This is a genomic window from Salicola sp. Rm-C-2C1-2, from assembly GCF_040196175.1.
Lineage (GTDB): Bacteria > Pseudomonadota > Gammaproteobacteria > Pseudomonadales > Oleiphilaceae > Halospina.
Genome location: NZ_JBEFNF010000001.1, coordinates 393777 through 416012, shown reverse-complemented (window position 1 = coordinate 416012; position 22236 = coordinate 393777). Strand labels below are relative to the sequence as shown.

Below are 22236 nucleotides of genomic sequence, written 5' to 3'. Positions count from 1 at the left end.
ATTTCACTTTCCGCAATCATACGCCCGGCGCGGGGGAAGCGGCCAGCCGGGCGGGATGAAAAAAGCGCGCCTGAACGGTATCATCACTGAATCCATCACCAATCACGGAGCCACCCAACCCCCATGAGCGAGCCGAGCGCCCACCGCCGCGATATCCTGGTCACCAGTGCCCTGCCCTATGCCAACGGGCCCATACACCTGGGCCACCTGCTGGAATACATCCAGAGCGATATCTGGGTGCGCTATCAGAAACTGCGGGGCGAGAACTGCCATTATGTGTGCGCGGACGACGCCCACGGTACCGCCATCATGCTGCGGGCCGAACGCGAGGGAATCACGCCGGAACAGCTGATCAGCCGCATCCAGGCCGAACACGAGCGTGACTTCTCCGGCTTCCTGATCGAGTTCGACAACTACTACTCGACGCATTCCGCGGAAAACCGCGAGCTTTCCTCCTACATCTACCAGAAGCTGCGCGACCGGGGCCATATCGCCACACGCACCATCACCCAGGCTTACGATCCCGGAAAAGGCATGTTCCTGGCGGACCGCTTCATTCAGGGCACCTGCCCACGTTGCCATGCACCGGATCAGTACGGCGACAACTGCGAAGCCTGTGGCGCCACCTATACGCCCATGGAACTGATTGATCCAAGATCCGCACTCTCGGGCGCCACGCCCGAGGAACGTGAGTCCGAACACTTCTTCTTCACCCTGCCCGACTTCGCGGATTTTCTCAGAAACTGGACCAACAGTGGCGCGCTACAGCCCGGTATGGCCAACAAACTGGCGGAATGGCTCGACGCCGGCCTGCAGGACTGGGACATCAGCCGCGACGCCCCCTACTTCGGCTTTGAGATCCCGGATTCGCCGGGCAAGTACTTCTACGTCTGGGTGGATGCGCCTGTGGGGTATCTGGCCAGCTTCCAGAACCTGTGCAACCAGCGCGATGATCTCGATTTCGACCACTACTGGCGGGAAGACTCCACGGCCGAGGTCTACCACTTCATTGGCAAGGACATCATCAACTTCCACGCCCTGTTCTGGCCGGCCATGCTCAAGACCGCCGGGTTCCGCACGCCCACCGCCATCAACTGCCACGGCTTCGTGACCGTGAACGGCCAGAAGATGTCCAAATCCCGCGGCACCTTCATCATGGCGCGCACCTACCTGGAGCACCTGCATCCAGAGTACCTGCGCTACTACTTCGCCGCCAAACTCACCGCGGGTGTGGACGACATGGACCTGAACCTGGAGGATTTCGTCCAGAAGGTGAACTCGGACCTGGTGGGCAAGGTGGTCAACATCGCCAGCCGCAGCGCCGGTTTTATCACCAAACAGTTCGACGGCCACCTGAGCGCAACAATCACCGAACCGCAACGGCTGAAGGAGTTCACCGACGCCGCCGGGGAGATCGCAGGCTATTACGAGGAACTGGAAATCGGCCGCGCCATGAAACGCGTCATGGAACTGGCCGACCGGGCCAACCAATACGTTGACGAACAGAAACCCTGGGTGCTGGCCAAGGATGAAAGCACCCGCGACCAGGTCCAGGCTATCAGCACCAATGCGCTGAACATGTTCCGCATCCTCATGACCTATCTGGCCCCAGTGCTGCCGGAAACAGCCCGCAACGCGGAAGCCTTCCTGAACACAACCCTGGACTGGAACCGGCTTGATGATCACCTCCTGAATCATGGGATCAACAAGTTCAAGCCGCTGATGAAACGCATCGATTCAAATCAGATCGAAGCCATGCTGGAAGCTTCGAAAGAAGACGTGGCTCAGGATCAGAAGACGAGCCAGCAACCCAAAGAGCCCGAGGAGAGAAGCGTGGAGCCCATCGCGGAACAGATTGAGTTTGATGACTTCACCAAAGTGGATCTGCGGGTGGCGAAAATCGAGAATGCCGAGCCTGTTGAAGGGGCGGACAAACTGCTGAAGCTGACTCTGGACATCGGGGCGGAGCAGCGCCAGGTGTTTGCGGGCATCAAGACGGCTTACGCCCCGGAGGGCCTGATCGGACGGCTGACGGTGATGGTGGCCAATCTGAAACCGAGGAAGATGAAGTTCGGGGTATCCGAGGGGATGGTTCTGGCTGCCGGGCCCGGGGGGGAGGATATCTGGCTTCTGGCTCCTGATTCTGGTGCTACTCCGGGTCTTCGGATTATGTAGCCTTTTGGTTTGGTGCAGGGATTCGGGGCGCCGGATGATCGATAACTTTTTTATGGAATAACTCAAGCCGTTCAGCCTGCCTTTGCTTCATCGCCTGTATGGGCGGCTGATGGTTCAGTGCCCGCTGAGGGATCTGGTGATTGTAAAGCCAGTTGTAGCGCTTGAGAGTGGTCTCAAGATCCTCGCGGGAATCATAGCGCCGTGTGGCGAGTACGTCACTGATGCGCCCATTGAACCGCTCAACCATGCCGTTGGTCTGGGGCCGGCCAGGGGCAATCAGACGGTGCTCAATGCCCTGCTGATGGCAGTAGTGGTCCACTGGATGGTTGCCACTGGGGCTGCGCTAGCCGCCACGTGAGAACCGATCCGTAAACGCTTTGCCATTATCGGTGAGCAGCTTCTCAATCCGGAACGGGGCCTTGTCGGTGAGCTGGCGCATGAACGCCTGGGCATCGGCCGCGGACTGGCTGTCGCGCACCTGCACAAAGACCCAGCGGGTAGCGCGGTCGATGGCCACGTACAGGTAGCGCCTATGGCTCTCATCCGGCATCTGGGGCAGATACTTGATGTCGACATGGACAAAGCCCGGCCCATACTCTTTGAACGGCTTGTGAGCGCGCCCATTGGCGTCACCCGCCTCCTGGCGCCGCAGCTCGGCCAGCGTGGGAACCTGGCGGCGCTTGAGCATTCGGTGCAGCGCCGAGCGTGACAGCTGCGGGTTTACAAACTCGCCGGCCACAACCAAAAGATCATCGATGGGCAGATGCAGCAACTCGCGCGCCGCGACCAGCGATGCGGTCCATGGCGTAAGTCTCAGCCAAATAGCCCTGGATGCCGCTTTGCAGGATGGCGCCGGTCAGATCATGGCGGGTCAGGCCACTGAAATCCTCCGCCTCCAGCTTGGACTGGACCCCTTCCAGATCCGACTGCAGGGATTGCAGCTGGTCGGGGCTGATCCCCTGCATGTCCAGCCCCACCGCCTGATACTGGCCCGCGGTGAGGTGGTTCTCGGACTTACGCCAGCCGTGCTGGGGCTTGACGTAGCCCAGGCGTGTCATCATCGCTTCGCCGAGGAGACAGCCCCGGTCTGGGCACCGATTGACGTACCATCCGACGCTTCCCGCAGCCTGTATTCCACATCACTGTTGGGATCGATAGCCTGCACTTTGTATTGGTAAGTTTATCAATCCGGGCGCTAGTTACTGGGGCGCTCTCAATAACCGGAGACTCGTTGTCAGCCGTGACCACGAGGATTAAAGGACTGCGTACTCGGGCAATAACCAAACTTGTACAACAAACACCTTGCACTCATCATGCCCCTAGCTCAGCAGCCATGAACGCGATGGCAATAACTGTCAACATGGGCGCATTCCACACCATCAATGCGAATCCATCAACCAGTGGACGCTTGGGACAAGATGCCCGAGGAAAGGGGCGGCAATAGGCAACCCGAATAGGCTCTCCTATTAATTTTTTTGGCCCCAGCGCACCAGAGAGAAAGAGACTCTGGACACTAGAAACAGATTTTTCGCCTTCTACATAATACTCATAGGTGATGAAACGATATTTGCGAGGACCAACCACACCATCTGAGGGCCTTACCCCCTCTTCGACATCTGTAATCTTCCCATCGACAACCGGCCATGTCAGGTACCAAACATAATAAGTCGTGCAGCATATAACGCTGAGCAATAGCAGAGAACCTGCCACTTCATAGTACCCCATCATCACTTGAAATACCTTTTTGTAAACTGTGCCATGACAACGGAAACAGCGACCGCAATTAATATCCCTCCAAGAATAGCTAAAAGAGCGGGCGCCGTAGCTAAGAGGCTACTCGTTAGAAATGATGTGAGCGCGAAACCAAAAACTGCGCTACTTGCTTGGCCGACTTTATCAACGGTGTCTGCATCTCCGTTACCGATGTTTACTAGCTGCGCGATCAGCCCCAACGCCCCAACTGTTCCAGCTTTTCCTGCCAGTTTCTGAAGTCGCTCCAATTCTGGACTGAACAGCACTTTGCCAATCTGGTTCGTTTTATATTTCTCCAGGAAACCACCAATGCCACCGAGTAGTCCAGAAAGTCCCGTAGAAATACCTTGGAGTACTCCCCCATTTACGCCCCCAGAAATCTTATAAGCCCCAACCCCACGCTCGGGATCAATGATCGAGTAACCACTACCCTCCCAGCCATTGACGTTGATCGGCTTCTGGTGGACCGTGACCTCATAGCCACGGCTCAGCGCTTGCTGGATTTCACTGCGGGCCTCATCGTCTATCGTGATGTTCGACAACTGCTCTTCGTTGTCCTCCGTCAGCGTGTAGATCCGCTGCCCGTCCGCCATGGCCTTGGACAGCGCCTTGGCGGTTGATACGCCCTCCGCCTGGCTGTTCTCGGTGGAGAACAGCCGCTCCGGGATGATGTGCTCATAGGCGCTGCTGCGCATGCCCGATGACCGGTTGAATGCCACCCAGTCCTCGTAGCAGTTCTCCCTGGATTCCGTATTGGACTCGATCCGGTCCATGTCCATGACCACGCCACTGAACAGTACCTTCTGCGCGATGCCGAAGTTGTACTGCACCTGCATGCTGGTGGAGAAGGTGCCGTAGCTTGGGCTGCGGTGGTAGATGATGCCCGAGGACTGAGCGGCGATGCGGTCCATGGCGTAGGTCTCGGCCAGATAGCCCTGGATGCCGCTTTGCAGGATGGCGCCGGTCAGATCATGGCGGGTCAGGCCACTGAAATCCTCCGCCTCCAGCTTGGACTGGACCCCTTCCAGATCCGACTGCAGGGATTCCAGCTGGTCGGGGCTGATCCCCTGCATGTCCAGCCCCACCGCCTGATACTGGCCGGCGGTGAGGTGGTTCTCGGACTTACGCCAGCCGTGCTGGGGCTTGACGTAGCCCAGGCGTGTCATCATCGCCTCGCCCAGTGTGACCTGGCCGGTGCTTTCGACCACTTCCCCGTCCAGCGTGATCTCGCCGATCATGTGGATGCTGTTGGCCGGCAGTGAGCTGGGCAGATCTTCGGGATCTTCCAGATCGTCCGGAATATAACTGGCGATGGCCTGCTCATCCGCCTGGCTGGCCGGGCGGAAGCTGATGGCCAGGTCCTTGCCAAGCAGCTCGGGCGTGGGCCGGTCCAGTTCTGCCTGGAGGGAATTCCATTGCACCGGGATGCCGAACTGGCCACCTGTCGTATCCCCTATCTGGAGTCGGAACTCATAAAACAGGCCTTGCGGCAGGTTGGGCCTGACGGCGCTGGCCTGGATCTGCTCGTAGGGCAGCTCCACCGCCGCCAAAGAATCCGCTTCATTGGGGATGATGCTGCGGCTGCCAAGCACCTCGCCCAGCGTGGCGTCCGGGTGCTGGTTGTTGATGAAGCTCTCGACCTGGCTCTGGTAGTCATTGAGCTCAGTCTGGAGGCTGGCGGCGTCCACGCCCTGAACCCAGCCCTCGCTTTCGTTCACCGTGGCACCGCTTTCCAGTTGGTTCACCAGGCCTTCGGCGTCCAGCGGTACCTCGGATTCAATATCGACCCCTTCCTGGTAGTCGTACTGCTTGAAGCTGGGGTCCAGCGCCACCCACTGGCCATCCACATAAGCCTCGACCCAGACGTGCTCCATTTCGATTTCTTCAGCCGCGCCGCCGTAGCTGACCTGGGTCTGGGGGATACCGCCCTGGCTGAGAATGTTGGTGGCCGCGTCCACATTGGCCACGTCGCCCACCCAGTTCTGCACCGCTTCCGCGGGAAGTGCCACGGTGCCGTAGCTATAGCGGGCCGGGATGCCGGCTTCGCGGTACATGGCGATCAGGGTGCTGGAAATGTCAAAGGCGTTGCCGCGCCCGCTGGCGAGCGTGTAGTCGGCGCCCTGCATCACGCCGTAGCTGGGCACGTAGTCGAGATTATCGTGGACCCACTGGAACATCGCCAGGGGATCACCTGACAGCTCGCTGACCTTTTCCTCAATGTTCTCACCCGCTGCGGTTGCGCTGTCGGTTTCGAGAAAATCGGACTGGCTCCAGGTTTCATCCCCGTTGAGATTCAGCAGTGCGTTAATATCGGACTGCTCTGTAAAGAGCGACCTGGGAGGCGGACTGACGAAGTCCAGGTCATTGCTGAAGCTCTCCTGGGGATTGCGCGCCGGGTATTCGAGGTAGGGTTGCAGATCGTCGATCGCCGTCTTCAGGTCGTCGAGATTCTGCTCCTGCGGCTTCCATTCAGCAAGACGCTGCACATGCTCCCGCACCGCATCGGCCTGGCGCTGATAATGCTGCTTATACGCCTGGTGGCGTTCCAGGACTTTCCCGGCGACGCCCTCATTCCTCAGGTGCGCCTCCGTGCTGCGAATCTCGGCGCGCGTTTGTTCGTCCCGCTCGACGAATTCGTCCGCCAGGGTGGCGATTTCCTCGAGCATCGGCTCAACGTCGGGCCGGTCGCCTTTTTCCCCGGAATCGGCAACTGTCTGCTTCAGTTCCCTGACTTGCGCATTCAGTGATTCCAAGGTCTTGCCGACTGGATTCACGTGCTCCAGGGAATTGACTGGCGGATTCCAGTTCTCTCTTGCCTTGTCCACGGCGGACGCGACCGCCGGGGAGTAGAAGGTGAAGATGAAGAAGAACAGCACCAGAGCGCTGATGATTCTCCGGGTTCGAGTCGTGAAAAGGGCGTCGGTTGTAAATTCGGTATACACGGTTTCTCTCCCTGAATTCCTGTTAGTCGCCACAAGCCTGGGACTGTTTCGAGCACTGGATGCGGTTCAACCGTTTGGGCGCCGCGAGCACCTTGATGCTGAAGGTCACCTGCTCGGACTGGCCGAAACGGTCTTCCAGTACCAGAGTGACCTCTTTGGTGCAGTCCCCTTCAGCCGGCGTCCAGCGCAGCTCGGGGACGTTGCTGTCATCGCTGAGGGTCATGCCGTCGGGACCGGATGCCAGCTCGACACTGGCGGCATTACCTTCGAAGTCAACAGCCAGCACCTTGAACCGATATTGCTCACCAACTTCGGCGCGTGCTGCCGGCTTATTGGCCAGGTAGGGCGGCTCACCCTCTTTAGTTACTTCCACAGTAAACCGCTGGGAGGCAGTCCCTCCGGCCGGGTCGTTCACCACCAGGTCCACGGTAAAACTCCCCTCCTGTGCCGCACCCGGTGTCCAGGACAGAGTGCCGGACTGCGCCCCAATGGCCATCCCGGCCGGCGCCTCGCGCAGCCGGTACTCCAGGTCGTCGCCGTCCGGATCGGTGGCCTTAACCTCGTATTGATAGGGCTCATCAACGCGCGCACTGGTTATCGGGGCACTCTCAATCACTGGGGCCTCGTTGTCACCCGTCACCACGAGGTTAAAGGACTGGGTGTTCTGACCTCCTTTCGAGTCAGATACACGCAGCGCAACACTGTGCTCGCCTGCCTGGTTCTCCCCTGGCGTCCAGAGAATAAGACCATTGTCGGCGTCCACTGTCATGCCGGAAGGTCCTGCTTCCAGCGAGAACGTCAGCGGGTCTCCGTCCGGATCACTAGCCTGAGCCTGATAGACGTATTCTGTATCCGGTTCGGTTACGGTTTCCGGGGCGCTGACTATTGTTGGTGCCGCATTATCCCTGGAAACCTGAATCTCGAACGTCTGACTGGTCTGTCCACCACGACCGTCGGAGACGTCCAGGCGCACTGGAACCGTCCCTTCCTGGGATTCACCAGGTGTCCACTGAATGCTGCCCGTACTGGAATCAATGCTCATCCCGGATGGCCCCTGTGAGAGCACGTATGTGAGCACATCCCCATCCGGATCACTCGCATTGGCGTCGTAATGATAGGGCTGGTCAACCCTGGCGCCCTGGGGCGGTAGGCTTTCGATGACCGGGCGCTGGTTCGTGGCCGATACGGTGACCGTGAATGACTGCGTTGCAGTGGCACCCCGCTCATCCGTTACACGTACACTAATACGGTTCTGACCTGACTGGCCTGGCGACGGAATCCAGTTGAGGTTTCCGGAATTATTGATGGCGACGCCATCCGGTGCTTGATCCAGACTGTAACTCAGTGAAGCACCCTCGGGGTCGCTCGCCACCACCTGGTAGCGATAGGTGCTGTCCACATACCCCATCGCCGGTGGCTCCGAGGTGATCACGGGAACCTCGTTGCTGGAGGCCACGGTAACCTGGAAGCTCTGCTCGGTCGCGGTGCCGCCCTGATCAGCTGCCCGGATGGTCACCGGATGGGTTCCCCCCTGTCCGGCTTCCGGAGTCCAATCCACCCTTCCAGTATCGCCCTCAATGCTCATTCCATCCGGTGATTCCACGAGCGTATAGCTGAGGGTATCAGCGTCATCCGGGTCGTCGGCGCTGGCGTCATAGACATAAGCACTGTCTACAGACGCCTGGTAAACAGGCTGCGACACGAAGAAGGGCGAATCATTGGCGTTTTCGACCTCAACCTGGAAGGTTGCTTCATCATGCAGGCCTTCCTCATCACTGACCCGGATCGTGACCTCGTGCTGGCCGACTTGATTGTTGACCGGGTACCAGGCGAGCTCGCCACTTGCGGCATTGATTTCCATATTCGACGGGCCCGAGGTCAGGCTGTATTCAAGCTCATCGCCCTGATTGGGGTCCTGTGCATTCAGAGTGAACCGATACGCCTGATCCTCTCTCGCCTGCGGAAGGGAGTCCGTCAGGATCTCCGGCGCCCTGTTCGCCTCGTCAACCTCGATGGTAAAGCTCTGGGAGGTTGAGCCGCCCCTGCTGTCCGAGGCGGATACGGCAACGTTGGTGGTGCCGACCTGATCCTCCTGCGGCGTCCAGTCAATCAACCCGTTTGCGGGATCGATCGTCATGCCGGCCGGCGCCTGGTCCAGACCAAAGGTGATCGTATCGTCCTCGTTTTGGTCCGTCGCCATGACGAGGTAGTTATAGCTCTTTCCCTCCGTCGTGCTGGTCGGCGGCTCACTGGTGATTTCCGGGAGGTGGTTGCGTTCGCGCACATCCACTTCGAACGACTGCTGGTCGGTTTCACCAGCGCTGTCGGTGACGCTCACGCTCACACTGCCCCGGCCGGCCTGACCTTCCTCGGGCGTCCAGCGTATCTTGCCTGTTGCCGCATCGATCGCCATGCCGTTCGGTGCCGAATCCAATGCATAGGTGAGACTGTCGCCCTTGTCCGGGTCCAGCGCCTCCACCTGGTACTCGTAGGTCTTGAGTTCGACCGCTTCAGTAACCGGACTGCTTACAATCTCGGGCGCCTGGTTCACATTGCTCACCGAGACGACGAAATCCTGCTCTGAGTGAGCACCCTGATTATCCGTCACCCTGACGATGACTGTTTGGTCGCCTACCTGTGCGTTAACGGGCTCCCACTCAATCAGGCCGGTGGTCGCATCGATGTTCATCCCTGATGGCGAAACAGGAAGGCTGTACGTGAGGCGTTCACGACGGTCGGGGTCCTGCGCCTGAACCGCGTACTCATACCGTTGCCCCTCTGTCGCTTCGATGACCGGGGCGGACACGATTTCAGGCGTACGATTGGACTCGTTGAGTCGGCGCGCCTGCGGGGTGACGCTGACTTCACGCGACTGGCAGAGCGTCTGCCCGGCCCGATCGAGCTCCCGGACCATGTAGTAATAGGTGGTATCAAGCTCCAGGCCAGAATCAAGGTAGCCGGAGTAGCGGTTGTCCGTCAGCGCGATCCGCTCATAGGGGCCGCCCTCCTGCTTGCTCCTGTAGACGCCATACTGATGCGCACCGGAATCGGTCCAGGTCAGCTGCACCTTCCTCATCTTGGCTCGGGCGGCCAGGTCCGTGAGGCAATTACACACCGCGGCGGATTCATCAAGGACACTGATCTGGGTTACCGCTGTATCCGTCAGATCCGGTTTGCCGCTGGAGGGGAATGCCTTACTGGTATTGTCGGTTGCGCGCAGGCGGATCAGATGGTCGCCTACCCCGAGATCGGCCAGCTGGGGCGTAGCATCAACGGTGGGACCACTCGCATCGTCAAACGCCTGGTCGTCGTCCAGGTCCCACTCATAGGACACGATACGATCCTCCGGCTGCCCGGGCTCGCTTTGGCCATCATCCGGGTTAACAGACTCGCTGGCATCAAGCCGCCAGGGTTTCGTCTGGGGGCAGAAGCGATAGGGACCGCCTGTGTCGGCGGTGGGCTCCAGGGGTGGGGTGCTGACGTCCACCGTGACACTGGCACGTGAGGTAGCTGGTGAATCCGCGTCATCGGTCACCCGGAGGGTTACCGGGTATTCACCTAACTCGGGGAACTGGGTGGTTACTTTTGGACCCGATGCCTCAAAGTTGCCGTCATCATCAAGATCCCACTCCCATCGGACAATCCCGCGATCGTCTTCCTGATGAAAGGAGTTCGTTCCATCCAGCGTGACTGACTGGCCCGCGACTGCCGGGTTGGGGGCTGCATTGGCCACAGCTACAAGGTCATCAACGGGGCGCTGATCCAGAATCTCTTCAACCTTGATATCAAGAATAGCTTCCGTGAACGATTCCGCATTGGCACCACCGGACCGGAGCACATTCAGGTCCCATACAGCGCCCCCGTTCTGGATCGCAAGATCAACGTAGTGGTCAATGGTGCGACCACCGCCTGAAACCGCTGTTGGGTTATCGCATAGAGAGAATCCACCGGCGCCATCGGCAACATAGCCGTTACCGATGCTGTCCATCCCCAAAGCCCTGGTGCCGTCTTCACACTCAATGCGGACATTCACGACCGCATTGAGCAGTGCTCGCTGGCCATTGAGTTTTTCAAGGAGTGAGTCGAATGTTATTGACGAGTCCCTGTTGTCACGGTCCTCGTCTGTGGCAAGTATAATGTTCAAGGCCGCGCCATTACGCCGAGGGTAATCATCCAATGCAGACTGAATCCCGCGCCACCCATCTTCAGTACCGCCATAAGTACGAAGCCCTCGGGCAGCTTCCACAAATTCTTCGGACGAACCGAACAAATCACCGCCTACCTCCAGACTCCGTGGGCTTCCGAGATAGCCAACTACGCCGTACAGATTCTTCTGGGATTCACTGCCAATCCCATAACTATTCAGGTTTGACTCAAGCAGGGGCGCCATCTCTCGCAGCCACCTCTGCTCCCCCGACATGGAGCCGGATTCATCCACGACCATAATCAGATCGGCCGCTACAGGAGCCTGGGAATAGGCGGCAAAAGGCCATGCCGCAAGCATGGCGACAAGACACACGAAAGACAGGGAGGGAACTGACATCCATTTCATAGCGCGAAGCCTTCTTTGACACAATTTTTCAAACAGCATCCAGAACGCTCCCGTCCTGGATCTCTGGTTTTAGTTCTCCGGATTTTGATTTCTAGCGGTAGGACATGGACTCGCGCAGTCTCAGGCCACTTCCAATAAAGAGGCCGACAAGGAGAAGAGTCCATGTGGGAGGGCCTGGCACCTGTGCAGCAGAGCCCGTGATATTGAGCTCACTGGAAAAGAACAGGGATTTTTTCTGATCAAATCCGGGGCCGGTTTCCGGGTCGACATGCTCAAGAAAAAAGCCGCTATCAGGCCTGGTTTCCTTAAGATTCAGGATGACCTCGGCCTGCTCTCCCGCATCCAGAGCGAACTCCCACCCCATTGCGACGGAGACATCCTCGGGAGCCGTATCGGGGATGGTGTTGGTGTTGTTGAGCGAACCATCAATCAGATTGTCGTAAATCGTCCCGAATACAAAACCAGGCTCATCAACCTGCCACGACTGGTCCGGTTCCGGATTTCCATGGACAACCCCATACTCGTTGGTAAAGAAATTGCTCTGGACGGCGATCTCGTGGTCAAAAAAAGCCGTCAGGGAATGGGAACCCGGCGAGGCAAATTCAAAGGTGCGCTTCCCCAACCCGGTTTGAAGATTGAAGTTGCCCTCGCCCGGCAAAGAATCGCCAGCAAAGTTCTCGGAAATAACACCGTCTCTATTAACAGCCCAATCATTCAGATCAATAGCGACCCCAAAGGCACTGGGCAGGTAGGAAAATACAAAAATGAATAAAGCGCACTGACAGGTAATACTCCTCATCACCAAAAACTTCCCTAACATTCCATGTACATTTTGTAACAATTAGTATAACAATCGCATACTTAATAACGAAGAGCAACCTTCTCCTGGTTCAATATGATGATGCCTATAAGCTGGAGCGTAATACCGGTATCATTCACAGGGGCGGCATGCCGACCTACAGTGAGGATCGAATGGACAGACGTTCCCCTCAATTGCAAAATGCCTCTGCTGCCTGCGTCTGGAATCTCAGTCATGACCGAATACCTGCTCATATTGATCAGCACCGTCCTGGTTAACAACTTCGTGCTGGCCCAGTTCCTGGGGCTGTGCCCCTTCATGGGCGTCTCCAACAAACTGGAGACCGCCATGGGCATGTCCATGGCCACCACCTTCGTGCTAACGCTGGCCTCGGTCTGCAGCTATCTGGTCAACACCTGGATCCTCGAACCCCTGCAGGTCGAATACCTGCAGACCATCAGCTTCATCCTCGTCATCGCCGTGGTCGTCCAGTTCACCGAAATGGCCGTTCGTCACACCAGCCCGCTGCTCCACCGAGTGCTGGGCATCTTCCTGCCCCTGATCACCACCAACTGTGCCGTGCTCGGCGTGGCCCTGCTCAACATCCAGAAGCAGAACAGCTTCTTTGAATCCGTCCTCTACGGCTTCGGCGCCGCCGCCGGCTTCTCGCTGGTGCTGGTGCTGTTCTCCGCCATGCGCGAGCGCATTGCCGCCGCTGACGTGCCCCAGCCGTTCCAGGGGGCCGCCATCGGCATGATCACCGCCGGCATCATGTCGCTGGCCTTCATGGGTTTCACCGGGATGGTGCAGGTGTGAGAGGTGTACCGCCATGTGGATGAACCTGCTGCTCGCCATCGCCACGCTGCTGCTGCTCGCCGGCGCCTTCGGCGCCTTGCTGGGCTATGCCTCGGTGCGTCTGCGCCGGGATGACGATTCACTGGTGGAGCAGATCGACGCGGTGCTGCCGCAGACCCAGTGTGGCCAGTGCGGCTACCCCGGCTGCCGCCCCTACGCCGAAGCCATCGCCGAGGGCGACGCCATCAACAAGTGCCCGCCCGGCGGTGAAGCAACCATCCAGAGCCTGGCCAACCTGCTGGATGTGGAACCCCAGCCGCTGGACGCCGAACACGGCGAGGAGCAGCCCAAGCGAGTGGCCTATATCCGAGAGGCTGAGTGCATTGGCTGCACCAAGTGCATCGAGGCATGCCCGGTGGACGCCATTGTGGGCGCGCCGAAGTTCATGCACACGGTGATCGAAAGCGAGTGTACCGGCTGTGATCTCTGTGTGGATCCCTGCCCGGTGGACTGCATCGACATGATCGAGGTAGCCAAAGGCATCGACGACTGGGTTCCTCCGCACCCGGAACAACGCCCCCTGACCCATGGGCCAATGATCGCCACGGACCAGCGTCCGGCGGAGGCCACCGCCTGATGGGCACTCAATTCGACTTTCCGGGTGGCATTCACCCGCCGGATAACAAGCAGCAGTCGCTGCAGGAGCCCATCCGCCAGGCACCTCTGCCGGAGCAGTTGATTGTGCCGCTGCGCCAGCATCGCGGAGACCCCGGCCGGGTGCTGGTGCGCGTTGGCGAACAGGTACTCACTGGCCAGCCGCTGAGTGAGTGTGAACCTGGTCTCTCCGCGCCGGTGCATGCCCCCACATCCGGTACTATCACAGCCATCGAGCCCCACACCGTACCCCACCCCTCCGGGCTGGAGGAACTCTGCATCCAGATCGCGGCGGACGGCAGGGACCAGTGGTGCGAACTCTCGCCCTGCCAGAGCGATGCCGGCATCCTTGGTCGCTACGACCACCTGCACCGCACCGGCGTCGTAGGCCTCGGCGGCGCCGGCTTCCCGACCAGGGACAAGCTGCAGCGCGCAGAAACTGCCCCACAGGTTCTGATCCTGAACGGCGCCGAGTGCGAACCGTACATCACTGCCGATCAGGCGCTGATGAGGGAACGACCGGAATCCGTGATCGCGGGCGCACGAGCACTTTGGGAGCTTGTTGGCGCGGAACAGTGCCTGATCGGTATCGAGGATAACAAGCAGGACGCCATTGAGGCGCTCAAGCAGGCTGCGCAAGGCACCGGCATTGAGATCCGGGTCGTCCCCGCGCGTTATCCCTCCGGGGGCGAAAGACAGCTGATCCAGCTTCTCACGGGGCGCGAAGTCCCTTCGGGCGATCTGCCGGCGGACATGGGCGTACTCTGCCAGAACGTTGCCACGGCGGTAGCCGTGGAACGGTCCCTTCGCCTGGGCGAGCCCGTCATCCAGCGCATCACCACGCTCACGGGCAATGCGCTGGCCCGTCCCGGCAATATCGAGGCCCGCATCGGCACGCCCCTCGATCACGTGCTCTTCGCGGCCGGGCTGGATCCCGAGCACCTGCACCGGCTCATCATGGGCGGCCCGCTGATGGGCTTCGACCTGATAACCACGGGCCTGCCCCTGATCAAGACCGCCAACTGCCTTATCGCGGGCACCGCCAAAGAGTTCCCGGACCCGCCGATACCGCAGCCGTGCATCCGCTGCGGCCTTTGCGAGCAGGCCTGCCCCGTGGATCTTCTGCCCCAGCAGCTCTACTGGTTCGCCAGCGCGGGTGAGCACCAGAAGGCCGAGCATTTCGACCTGTTCGACTGCATCGAATGCGGTGCCTGCGACTGGGTCTGCCCCAGCCACCTGCCCCTGACGGATTACTTCCGGCACAGCAAAGGCGTGCTGCGTCAGGAAAAGAAGGAGCAGGCGGAGGCGGATCATGCCCGGAAGCGGTTCGAGGAGCGCCAGGCCCGCATGGAACGGGAGCAGGCAGAACGCGAGGAACGCCGCCGTGCCCGGCAGCAGGCACGAGAGCAACGTCAGACTGAGGTGGCGGACGAAGCCGCTAGCGAGCCCCACCCTGCACCGGCAGCCACCGGCCCGGATCGCGAAACGCTGATCCAACGCCGGGACCAGGCCCGCCAGAAAGTCGAGGAAGCAGAAGCCCGAGTGACCGAGGCACGAGAACAGACCCCGGAAGCCGTACCCAAGCTGGAACGGGCCCTGAACAAGCACCGTAAGCGCCTCGAAGCGGCCGAACAGGCGCTTGGCAGTGCGGACGGAGAGGCCTGACCATGCTGACCACCCAGCGGATCATGCTCTGGGTCATGGCGGCGACCCTGCCAGGGCTGCTGGCATTCATCCACTTCTTCGGGTGGGGCGTGCTGATCAACGTGCTCTGGTGCGTGGGCGTCGCCCTGGTCACCGAGGCCCTGATCCTCTGGCTCCGCGCACGCCCCATTCAACGCACTCTCATGGATGGCAGCGCGGCGCTGACGGGCCTGCTGCTGGGCCTTTCGCTGCCGCCGCTACTGCCCTGGTGGATCGCGCTGGTAGCCACCGCCAGCGCCATCATCCTGGCCAAACACCTCTACGGCGGGCTGGGGAGCAACCTGTTCAACCCCGCAATGGTCGGCTACGCCCTGGTGCTGGTGAGCTTCCCGGAAGCCATGAGTACACGCTGGGCCCTGCCTGTGTCACTGCAGGAAGCACCACTGTCGCTCATGGACAGCCTGTCGGTGTTCACGGGGCTGGGTGCAGCCTCCGTTGACGCCTTCACCGGCGCCACGCCCCTGGATGACTATAAGCATGCCATCGACGGCGCCGTCGCCATCCGGGTCACTGCCGCCCCGATCTACGGCGACCGAGTTGCCCTTGGCTGGGAGTGGGTCAATCTTGCATTTCTTGCAGGCGGCCTTTTGCTCATCCAGCGCCGGATCATCACCTGGCACATCCCGGTCAGTCTACTCGGGGCACTGACCTTCATGGCCCTGCTGTTCGGCTATGATCCGGACCAGTCTGTGCCCCTGAGCCTGCATTTGCTGGCCGGGGGCACCATGTTCGGCGCCTTTTTCATCGCCACAGACCCGGTCTCGGCAGCCACTTCCAACCGGGGTAAACTCTGGTACGGCGCTGGCATCGGTGTATTGCTCTACACCATCCGCTCCTGGGGCAGCTACCCCGACGCAGTCGCCTTCGCGGTGCTGCTGATGAACCTGGCCGTGCCCTTCCTAGATTACTACACGCGTCCACGTACCCGCGGCCATAAACGGGCGGGGCGGGGGGTCCCGTCATGAGCGAGGCGCTCCGAGCCATTCAGCGCAACGCTCTGGGGCTGGGCCTGTTCGCGGCCCTGACGGCCGGCGCCATCGGCGTTACCCAGATCCTGACGGCCGAGCGCATCGAGCAGCAGCGTGAACTGGCCACCGCAAGGGCGCGCGCCGCCGTCCTGCCGGAGCCGGTATCCCTGAAGGCGGGTAACACGCAGCCAATCACCCTACCGGCGAACGGGGTGACCGGTATCCGGGAGGGCGCGGAAGCCATCCTGGTTACGCCTGCCAACGCCGCCGCCATCCTGATCCTGCCTGTCACAGCACCGGATGGCTATTCCGGGCGGATTGAACTCATCCTTGGCGTGCGGAGGGACGGCATGCTCACCGGCGTGCGCGCTACCAAACATCAGGAAACACCGGGCCTGGGCGATGCCATCGAGGTGGCGAAGAGCGACTGGATACTGCACTTCAATGGCCGCTCACTGACCAATCCCGTACCCGAGCAGTGGGGCGTTGGCAGTGGCGATACCTTTGACGCGTTGAGCGGGGCAACCATCACCAGCCGGGCGGTGGTGGACGCAGTCCGCCGCGGGCTGGCATTCACTGCGTCCCATCAACAACGCCTTTTCACCAATGCTGGCGCAGAAGCGGGAGCTGAAAAGCTGTGAGCGCAAACACCAACCAGATCATTCTTGACGGCCTCTGGCGTAACAACCCGGCATTGGTGCAGCTGCTCGGCCTGTGCCCGCTGCTGGCGGTTACCAACACCGTGGTCAACGCCATAGGGCTGGGCCTAGCAACGCTGATGGTGGTGACCGGTTCCAACATGGCGGTTTCGCTCATCCGCCATCAAGTGACCGACTCCATGCGCCTGCCGGCCTTCGTCATGATCATCGCTGCACTGGTCACCTGCACCGAACTGATCATGCAGGCCTATGCCTACCAGCTCTACCAGATCCTGGGCATCTTCATCCCGCTGATTGTCACCAACTGCGCCATCCTCGGCCGCGCCGAGGCCTTTGCCAGCCGCAATCCGTTGCACAAAGCAACCCTGGACGGCCTGATGACCGGTCTCGGTTTCCTGGCCGTACTGGTGCTCCTGGGCGGCATGCGCGAACTGGTGGGCTACGGAACCCTGCTGGCAGACGCCCATCTGCTCTTCGGCGAGGCGGCCCGGGACTGGACACTGACCGTCTTTCCCGACTACCGCCAGGCGCTGATCGCCGTCCTGCCGCCCGGGGCCTTCATCGGTCTGGGGCTGATCATTGCCCTGCGCAACCGTATCGATCACCACATCCAGCAACAGCAGCAGGCCCAGCAGGCGCCCGTGGAAAGCGGGCACAAACGGGTACGCGTTACAGGAACCTACTCATGAACGACACCAAGCGTGAGGCCATCTTCGCCCGCCTCAAGGAAGCCAATCCCGCGCCCACCACGGAACTGAACTTCAACTCTCCATTTGAATTGCTGGTGGCGGTCACACTCTCCGCCCAGGCCACCGACGTGGGCGTCAACAAGGCAACGGCGAAACTGTTCCCCGTCGCCAACACCCCGGAAGCGATCCTTGAGCTGGGGGAAGAAGGCCTCAAGGCGTACATCAAGACCATCGGCCTCTACAACAGCAAGGCCACCAACATCATCAAGGCATGCCGGATGCTGGTGGAGAAACACAACTCGCAGGTGCCGCAGACCCGCAAAGAACTGGAAGCATTACCTGGTGTGGGCCGCAAGACCGCCAATGTAATCCTGAACACCGCTTTCGATCAGCCCACTATGGCGGTGGACACGCATATCTACCGTGTAGCGAACCGCACCGGCATTGCCACCGGGAAAAACGTACGGGAAGTGGAAGAGAACCTGATGAAGCGCGTCCCGAAGGCCTACCTCAAGGACGCGCATCACTGGCTGATCCTCCATGGCCGCTACACCTGTCTGGCCCGAAGGCCACGCTGCGGCAGCTGCGTCATCGAGGATCTGTGCGAGTACAAAGACAAAACGGCTGATTGACCGTTTCAGTCCTTGCCCATCATGGCGTTCTTCACGCTCTCCTGGGCCGGGACTTCGCCGAGCCAGATGCCGAAAACGGCCTTTTTGAATCTCATGCCGCCATCAACAGTGCCCGTGCGCTCACCGTTCTTATACCCGACAATCCCGTCGTCTGGGAGGTAGGCAATCTGGAATTGGTCCCCTTCCTTGATTTCCTCCTCAAACAAACTCATGAACGCATCCACATCCTCCTGGATGGGCTCCATGTTGCCGTCTGTCGCGTTCCCGAATCCTTCCATGGTGGCTTCGGTCATATTCTCGCTGTTGATCATGCCGGAGACGATATCAAGTTGAATAGCCATTGGCTGGTCCGCTTCAACGATGGCCTGGGCACTGTCAAATTCCTGTGGCAGGTAAAGCGATCCCACATACAGGCTCATGAACCATTTGGAGCGGATGCCGGCGCCGTTCAGGCTGAGCTCATTACCTTCGACGTCGATGGTTCCTGGCAGCTCAACGCCCTTGACGGTCATCTCCTGGGCCTGGGCGGTCACCGCGAGGGTGCATACCAGCACAAAGGCGAGCGATAGCATCTGTTTCATGAAAACATCCTCTCTGTTATATCGATTTCAGATAGTGCAAGGAGTCTATCATCGTCAATCAACGTCAAATGCCCATCAGTTCTCAACGCATTGGTAGGCCTGGCCAGCACCCGACTGCGTGAAAAGGCGATCACGTCTCTCAATCCTGGGACACGCTACTGGCTCGCTCGGCGAACCAGCGATACAGCGCCGGAATGACCACCAGAGTCAGCAGTGTGGACGTGATCAATCCTCCCACCACAACGGTGGCCAGCGGCCGCTGCACCCCACTGCCAGTACCTGTCGCCATCAACAGGGGCAAAAGCCCCAGCGATGTCGTCAGGGCCGTCATCATTACCGGCCGAACACGCAGGCAGGCTCCCTGTATTGAAGCCTCATCCAGGCCCATGCCCTCGCGCACCAACTGGTTCAGATAGGACACCAGCACCATGCCATTCTCAAGGGCGATGCCGAAAAGCGCGATGAAGCCTACTGACGCAGGCACCGACAGGTTCTGGCCGGAAATCCAGAGCGCGGCGATGCCGCCCACCAGCGCCAGGGGAATATTGAACAGGATCAGCAGCGTACTGCGCACGGAGTGGAAGCTGATGTAAAGCATCAGACAGATCAGCGCGAGCGTTACCGGAATCACGATGGCGAAGCGCGCATTGGCCTTTTGCTGCAACTCATACTGGCCGCCCCACTCAAGCAGGTAGCCCGTAGGCAGATCCACCTGCTCGCTGATCGCCTTTTGGCCAGCCTCAACAAAGCTGCCAATATCCCGGCCCTCCACGTTGGCCTGCACTGTTATGTATCGCTGGGCGTTTTCACGACTGATCTGGCGTGGACCGCTGATCTTCTCCAGCTTAGCCAGCTGGCTCAGGGGGACCTCAGCACCATCAGGGGCCTCAATCAGGATATTGCTCATGGCCTCCAGATCGTTCCGGTCCTTTTCCTGATACCGGACATACACATCAAAACGCCGTATCCCCTCGAAGATCTGCCCGGCCGTTGTGCCGCCAACGGCGTTCCGGATGCGGTTCTGCACACGTTCCATAGTAATGCCATAACGCGCCAGCGCATCCCGGTCGGGCTGGATGCGCATCTGGGGCGCTCCGATCACCTGGTCTGCCTTGACGTCGGTCGCTCCCGGTATCTCCCGCAGAACCGCGGCGATGGCGTCCGCCTTCTGTTTCAGCGTGGTCAGATCGTCCCCGTAAAGCTTGACGGCCAGCTCGGACTTCACACCACCGACCAGTTCATCCACGGAGAGCTGGATAGGCTGGGTCATGTTGGTCATTATCCCCGGCATGCCCTCCAGCTCTTCACGGATGGCCTGCTCGATCCCGTCCTGGGACTCGTAGCCGAGTTCGCTCCATTTGGAGCGCGGCTCCAGAACCACCAGCGAATGCACGGTGTTGATGGGGTCGGCATGGGCGCCAACTTCGCCACGGCCTACCCGGCTCACAGTCTTCTTTACGCCCGGAACGTCCAGCATCCGTTTTTCGGCGAGCATGGTGTTGCGCTTGGCCTCACTCAGCGAGATGGAAGGAGCAAACGTCATGTTCACGATCAGGTCGCCCTCATCCATGCGTGGCGCAAACTCCGAACCAAGCTGCGGGAAAAGGGCCGCGCCCATGCCGAGAAGCCCCACTGCCAGCAACACCGCCAGGGATCGACGCGCGATGAAGAAACGCAGTAGCGGGCGATAGAGCACCAGGATCCATTGGACGATCAGCGACTCACGCCTGTAACCATGATCCTCGGATTCACCCGCAATCGGCTGCGAGGGGATAAGACGGTGCCACCAGCGCTGCGTTCCGTCACCGGCATCCGCTTTGGGTCGACGCATCATTAGGCTTGCCAGTACCGGCGTGATGAACAGCGCATAGACCAACGAACCAACCATGCCCAATGCCACCGTATAGGCCAGGGGGCGGAAGGTCTTGCCGGCAACGCCGGTCAGCGTGAACAGTGGCAGAAAGACGATGATGATAATCGCAATGGCGAACAGGATGGGCGAAGCCACCTCCCGGCACGCCCGGGCTACAACCTGAATCCGTGGTTCGTAACGTTGCGCTTCATGCAGGTGTCGGTCAATGTTCTCGACCATCACGATGGTGCCGTCCACCATCAGGCCGATCGCAATGGCCAGCCCTCCCAGACTCATCAGGTTCGCGGAGATATCGAACCAGTACATCCCGACCACTGCGAACAGCACGGAGAATGGAATAGCGGCGGCCACCACCACACTGGGCCGAAAACCGCCCATAAACACGAACAACACCAGCACCACCAGCACGATGCCCTGGAAGAGGGCATTCGAGACCGTGTTCACCGCGTTCTGGACCAGCGTTTTCTGTTCGTAATACGGCACGATCTTCACGCCTTCGGGCAGGCTCTTCTGGATCGATTCCAGACGCTCTTCCACCCGTTGGATCACGGCCGAGGTATTGGCGCCATAAAGCTTGACGACCATCCCCGAGACCACTTCCTTCTCGCCATTGAGCGTCTGCAGGCCCTGACGGACCTCGCCGCCGATCTCGACGCTGGCAATGTCCGCCAGCCGCACCGGGGTTCCGTCCACCGTCTTGACGGTAATCCGCTCCAGGTCCCTGATGCCCTTGGCCAGCCCCTCGGATCGGATCACGAACTGCTCGCCGCCCTCTTCAAGGAACTGAGCGCCCACGTTGAGGTTGCTGGAGCGTACACGATCAATCACTTTCTGGAGATCCAGATCGTAACGCTGGAGCGCGTCCGGATTGACGTTCACCTGGTACTGCTTCTTGTGGCCGCCGATCCCGAGTACTTCCGTAACGCCACGCACCGTCTCCATCTTCGGCTTGATCAGCCAGTCCTGGATGGTGCGCAGCTGGGTCAGATTGTATTCTTCCCTGGGGGCATCCAGGTAGTAGTAGAGAACCAGGCCCTGACCGCTGGCGATCGGGCCCATCTGAGGCTCGCCGAAACCCTCTGGAATGCTTTCACGCGCCTTCTGCAGGCGCTCGCTGACCAGTTGGCGTGCGTGGTAGATGTCCGTGCCATCCTCGAAGTAGACGCTGACCACCGAAAGCCCGAAGTTCGAGTTGCTCCGGATTTCCCGCACCTTGGGCAGCCCTGTCATGGCCTGCTCAACGGGGTAGCTCACATAGGTCTCCACTTCCTCGGGCGCAAGACCGTCGGTCACCGTGAAGACCTGCACCAGCGTCGGCGAGACGTCCGGAACCGCGTCCACCGCCAGTTTCTGCCAGCTCCAGATCCCGCTGGCCAGTACCAGCACCCCCAGCAATACCATCAGTAGACGGTTGCGGAGGCAGACATCCATCAGTCGTTCAATCATGTTTCAATGCTCCCG

Annotated in this window: 15 protein-coding genes and 1 pseudogene; 8 read left to right on the top strand and 8 right to left on the bottom strand. The window is 60.1% G+C overall.

The features are described 5' to 3' along the window. Positions 1-123: 123 nt before the first annotated feature. Positions 124-2175: a methionine--tRNA ligase gene (gene metG, locus AAF659_RS01875; protein ID WP_349750002.1), complete on the top strand. Its 2052-nt coding sequence runs from the start codon at positions 124-126 to the stop codon at positions 2173-2175. Here metG and AAF659_RS01870 read toward each other — a convergent pair. The 6 genes and pseudogenes from AAF659_RS01870 to AAF659_RS01845 all read right to left on the bottom strand — a co-directional run. Then, a pseudogene (locus AAF659_RS01870) lies at positions 2168-2971 on the bottom strand (integrase core domain-containing protein); the annotation flags it as partial. The gene metG and the pseudogene AAF659_RS01870 sit on opposite strands and share 8 nt — an antisense overlap. After that, positions 2925-3236, bottom strand: coding sequence for a hypothetical protein (locus AAF659_RS01865; protein WP_349750001.1), 312 nt, complete (start codon positions 3234-3236; stop codon positions 2925-2927). The gene AAF659_RS01865 and the pseudogene AAF659_RS01870, both read right to left, overlap by 47 nt. Before the next feature lie 250 nt (positions 3237-3486). After that, entirely contained in the window at positions 3487-3903 is a 417-nt protein-coding gene (locus AAF659_RS01860) for a hypothetical protein (RefSeq protein WP_349750000.1), read from the bottom strand. Next, on the bottom strand, positions 3903-6869 hold the full coding sequence (locus tag AAF659_RS01855) for a transglutaminase domain-containing protein (RefSeq protein ID WP_349749999.1): 2967 nt from the start codon (positions 6867-6869) through the stop codon (positions 3903-3905). The genes AAF659_RS01860 and AAF659_RS01855 overlap by 1 nt, the downstream gene beginning before the upstream one ends. 22 nt (positions 6870-6891) lie before the next feature. Then, the gene (locus tag AAF659_RS01850; RefSeq protein WP_349749998.1) at positions 6892-11421 is read right to left on the bottom strand and encodes a putative Ig domain-containing protein; all 4530 of its coding nucleotides are present in this window, start codon (positions 11419-11421) and stop codon (positions 6892-6894) included. A 91-nt stretch (positions 11422-11512) separates the two neighbouring features. Beyond that, the gene (locus tag AAF659_RS01845) at positions 11513-12262 is read right to left on the bottom strand and encodes a hypothetical protein (RefSeq protein WP_349749997.1); all 750 of its coding nucleotides are present in this window, start codon (positions 12260-12262) and stop codon (positions 11513-11515) included. A gap of 192 nt (positions 12263-12454) precedes the next feature. On the opposite strand from AAF659_RS01845, the gene rsxA reads away from it, so the two are divergent. The 7 genes from rsxA to nth are packed head-to-tail and all read left to right on the top strand — an operon-like array spanning position 12455 to position 18321. Further along, the gene (gene rsxA, locus AAF659_RS01840) at positions 12455-13036 is read left to right on the top strand and encodes an electron transport complex subunit RsxA (protein WP_349749996.1); all 582 of its coding nucleotides are present in this window, start codon (positions 12455-12457) and stop codon (positions 13034-13036) included. A 19-nt stretch (positions 13037-13055) separates the two neighbouring features. Then, positions 13056-13652 (top strand): electron transport complex subunit RsxB, encoded by a 597-nt coding sequence (gene rsxB, locus AAF659_RS01835; protein WP_349750740.1) that lies wholly within the window; start codon positions 13056-13058, stop codon positions 13650-13652. Then, on the top strand, positions 13652-15334 hold the full coding sequence (gene rsxC / locus AAF659_RS01830) for an electron transport complex subunit RsxC (RefSeq protein WP_349749995.1): 1683 nt from the start codon (positions 13652-13654) through the stop codon (positions 15332-15334). Before rsxB ends, rsxC begins: the two co-directional genes overlap by 1 nt. A 2-nt stretch (positions 15335-15336) precedes the next feature. Beyond that, positions 15337-16338 carry an electron transport complex subunit RsxD gene (gene rsxD / locus AAF659_RS01825; protein ID WP_349749994.1) on the top strand — a complete coding sequence of 334 codons (1002 nt, stop codon included), beginning with the start codon at positions 15337-15339 and terminating at the stop codon, positions 16336-16338. Further along, complete coding sequence (locus tag AAF659_RS01820) at positions 16335-16982, top strand: RnfABCDGE type electron transport complex subunit G (protein ID WP_349749993.1); 648 nt, start codon at positions 16335-16337, stop codon at positions 16980-16982. The genes rsxD and AAF659_RS01820 overlap by 4 nt, the downstream gene beginning before the upstream one ends. Then, a complete protein-coding gene (locus AAF659_RS01815; RefSeq protein WP_349749992.1) occupies positions 16979-17689 on the top strand; it encodes an electron transport complex subunit E in 711 nt (236 codons plus the stop codon). The genes AAF659_RS01820 and AAF659_RS01815 overlap by 4 nt, the downstream gene beginning before the upstream one ends. Next, entirely contained in the window at positions 17686-18321 is a 636-nt protein-coding gene (gene nth, locus AAF659_RS01810; protein WP_349749991.1) for an endonuclease III, read from the top strand. Before AAF659_RS01815 ends, nth begins: the two co-directional genes overlap by 4 nt. A 5-nt stretch (positions 18322-18326) precedes the next feature. Here nth and AAF659_RS01805 read toward each other — a convergent pair whose 3' ends face one another. Together AAF659_RS01805 and AAF659_RS01800 are read right to left on the bottom strand one after the other, a co-directional pair. Next, positions 18327-18902: a chalcone isomerase family protein gene (locus AAF659_RS01805; protein ID WP_349749990.1), complete on the bottom strand. Its 576-nt coding sequence runs from the start codon at positions 18900-18902 to the stop codon at positions 18327-18329. Positions 18903-19041: 139 nt separating this feature from the next. Beyond that, entirely contained in the window at positions 19042-22221 is a 3180-nt protein-coding gene (locus AAF659_RS01800) for an efflux RND transporter permease subunit (protein WP_349749989.1), read from the bottom strand. Between the last annotated feature and the right edge of the window lie 15 nt (positions 22222-22236).

Excerpts from the sequence above, each read along its gene's own strand:
- metG (WP_349750002.1), top strand. The coding sequence starts at position 124 with ATGAGCGAGCCGAGCGCCCACCGCCGCGATATCCTGGTCACCAGTGCC.
- AAF659_RS01865 (WP_349750001.1), bottom strand. The coding sequence starts at position 3,236 with ATGATGACACGCCTGGGCTACGTCAAGCCCCAGCACGGCTGGCGTAAG.
- AAF659_RS01860 (WP_349750000.1), bottom strand. The coding sequence starts at position 3,903 with ATGATGGGGTACTATGAAGTGGCAGGTTCTCTGCTATTGCTCAGCGTT.
- AAF659_RS01850 (WP_349749998.1), bottom strand. The coding sequence starts at position 11,421 with ATGAAATGGATGTCAGTTCCCTCCCTGTCTTTCGTGTGTCTTGTCGCC.
- rsxA (WP_349749996.1), top strand. The coding sequence starts at position 12,455 with ATGACCGAATACCTGCTCATATTGATCAGCACCGTCCTGGTTAACAAC.
- rsxB (WP_349750740.1), top strand. The coding sequence starts at position 13,056 with ATGAACCTGCTGCTCGCCATCGCCACGCTGCTGCTGCTCGCCGGCGCC.
- rsxC (WP_349749995.1), top strand. The coding sequence starts at position 13,652 with ATGGGCACTCAATTCGACTTTCCGGGTGGCATTCACCCGCCGGATAAC.
- rsxD (WP_349749994.1), top strand. The coding sequence starts at position 15,337 with ATGCTGACCACCCAGCGGATCATGCTCTGGGTCATGGCGGCGACCCTG.
- AAF659_RS01820 (WP_349749993.1), top strand. The coding sequence starts at position 16,335 with ATGAGCGAGGCGCTCCGAGCCATTCAGCGCAACGCTCTGGGGCTGGGC.
- nth (WP_349749991.1), top strand. The coding sequence starts at position 17,686 with ATGAACGACACCAAGCGTGAGGCCATCTTCGCCCGCCTCAAGGAAGCC.
- AAF659_RS01805 (WP_349749990.1), bottom strand. The coding sequence starts at position 18,902 with ATGAAACAGATGCTATCGCTCGCCTTTGTGCTGGTATGCACCCTCGCG.
- AAF659_RS01800 (WP_349749989.1), bottom strand. The coding sequence starts at position 22,221 with ATGATTGAACGACTGATGGATGTCTGCCTCCGCAACCGTCTACTGATG.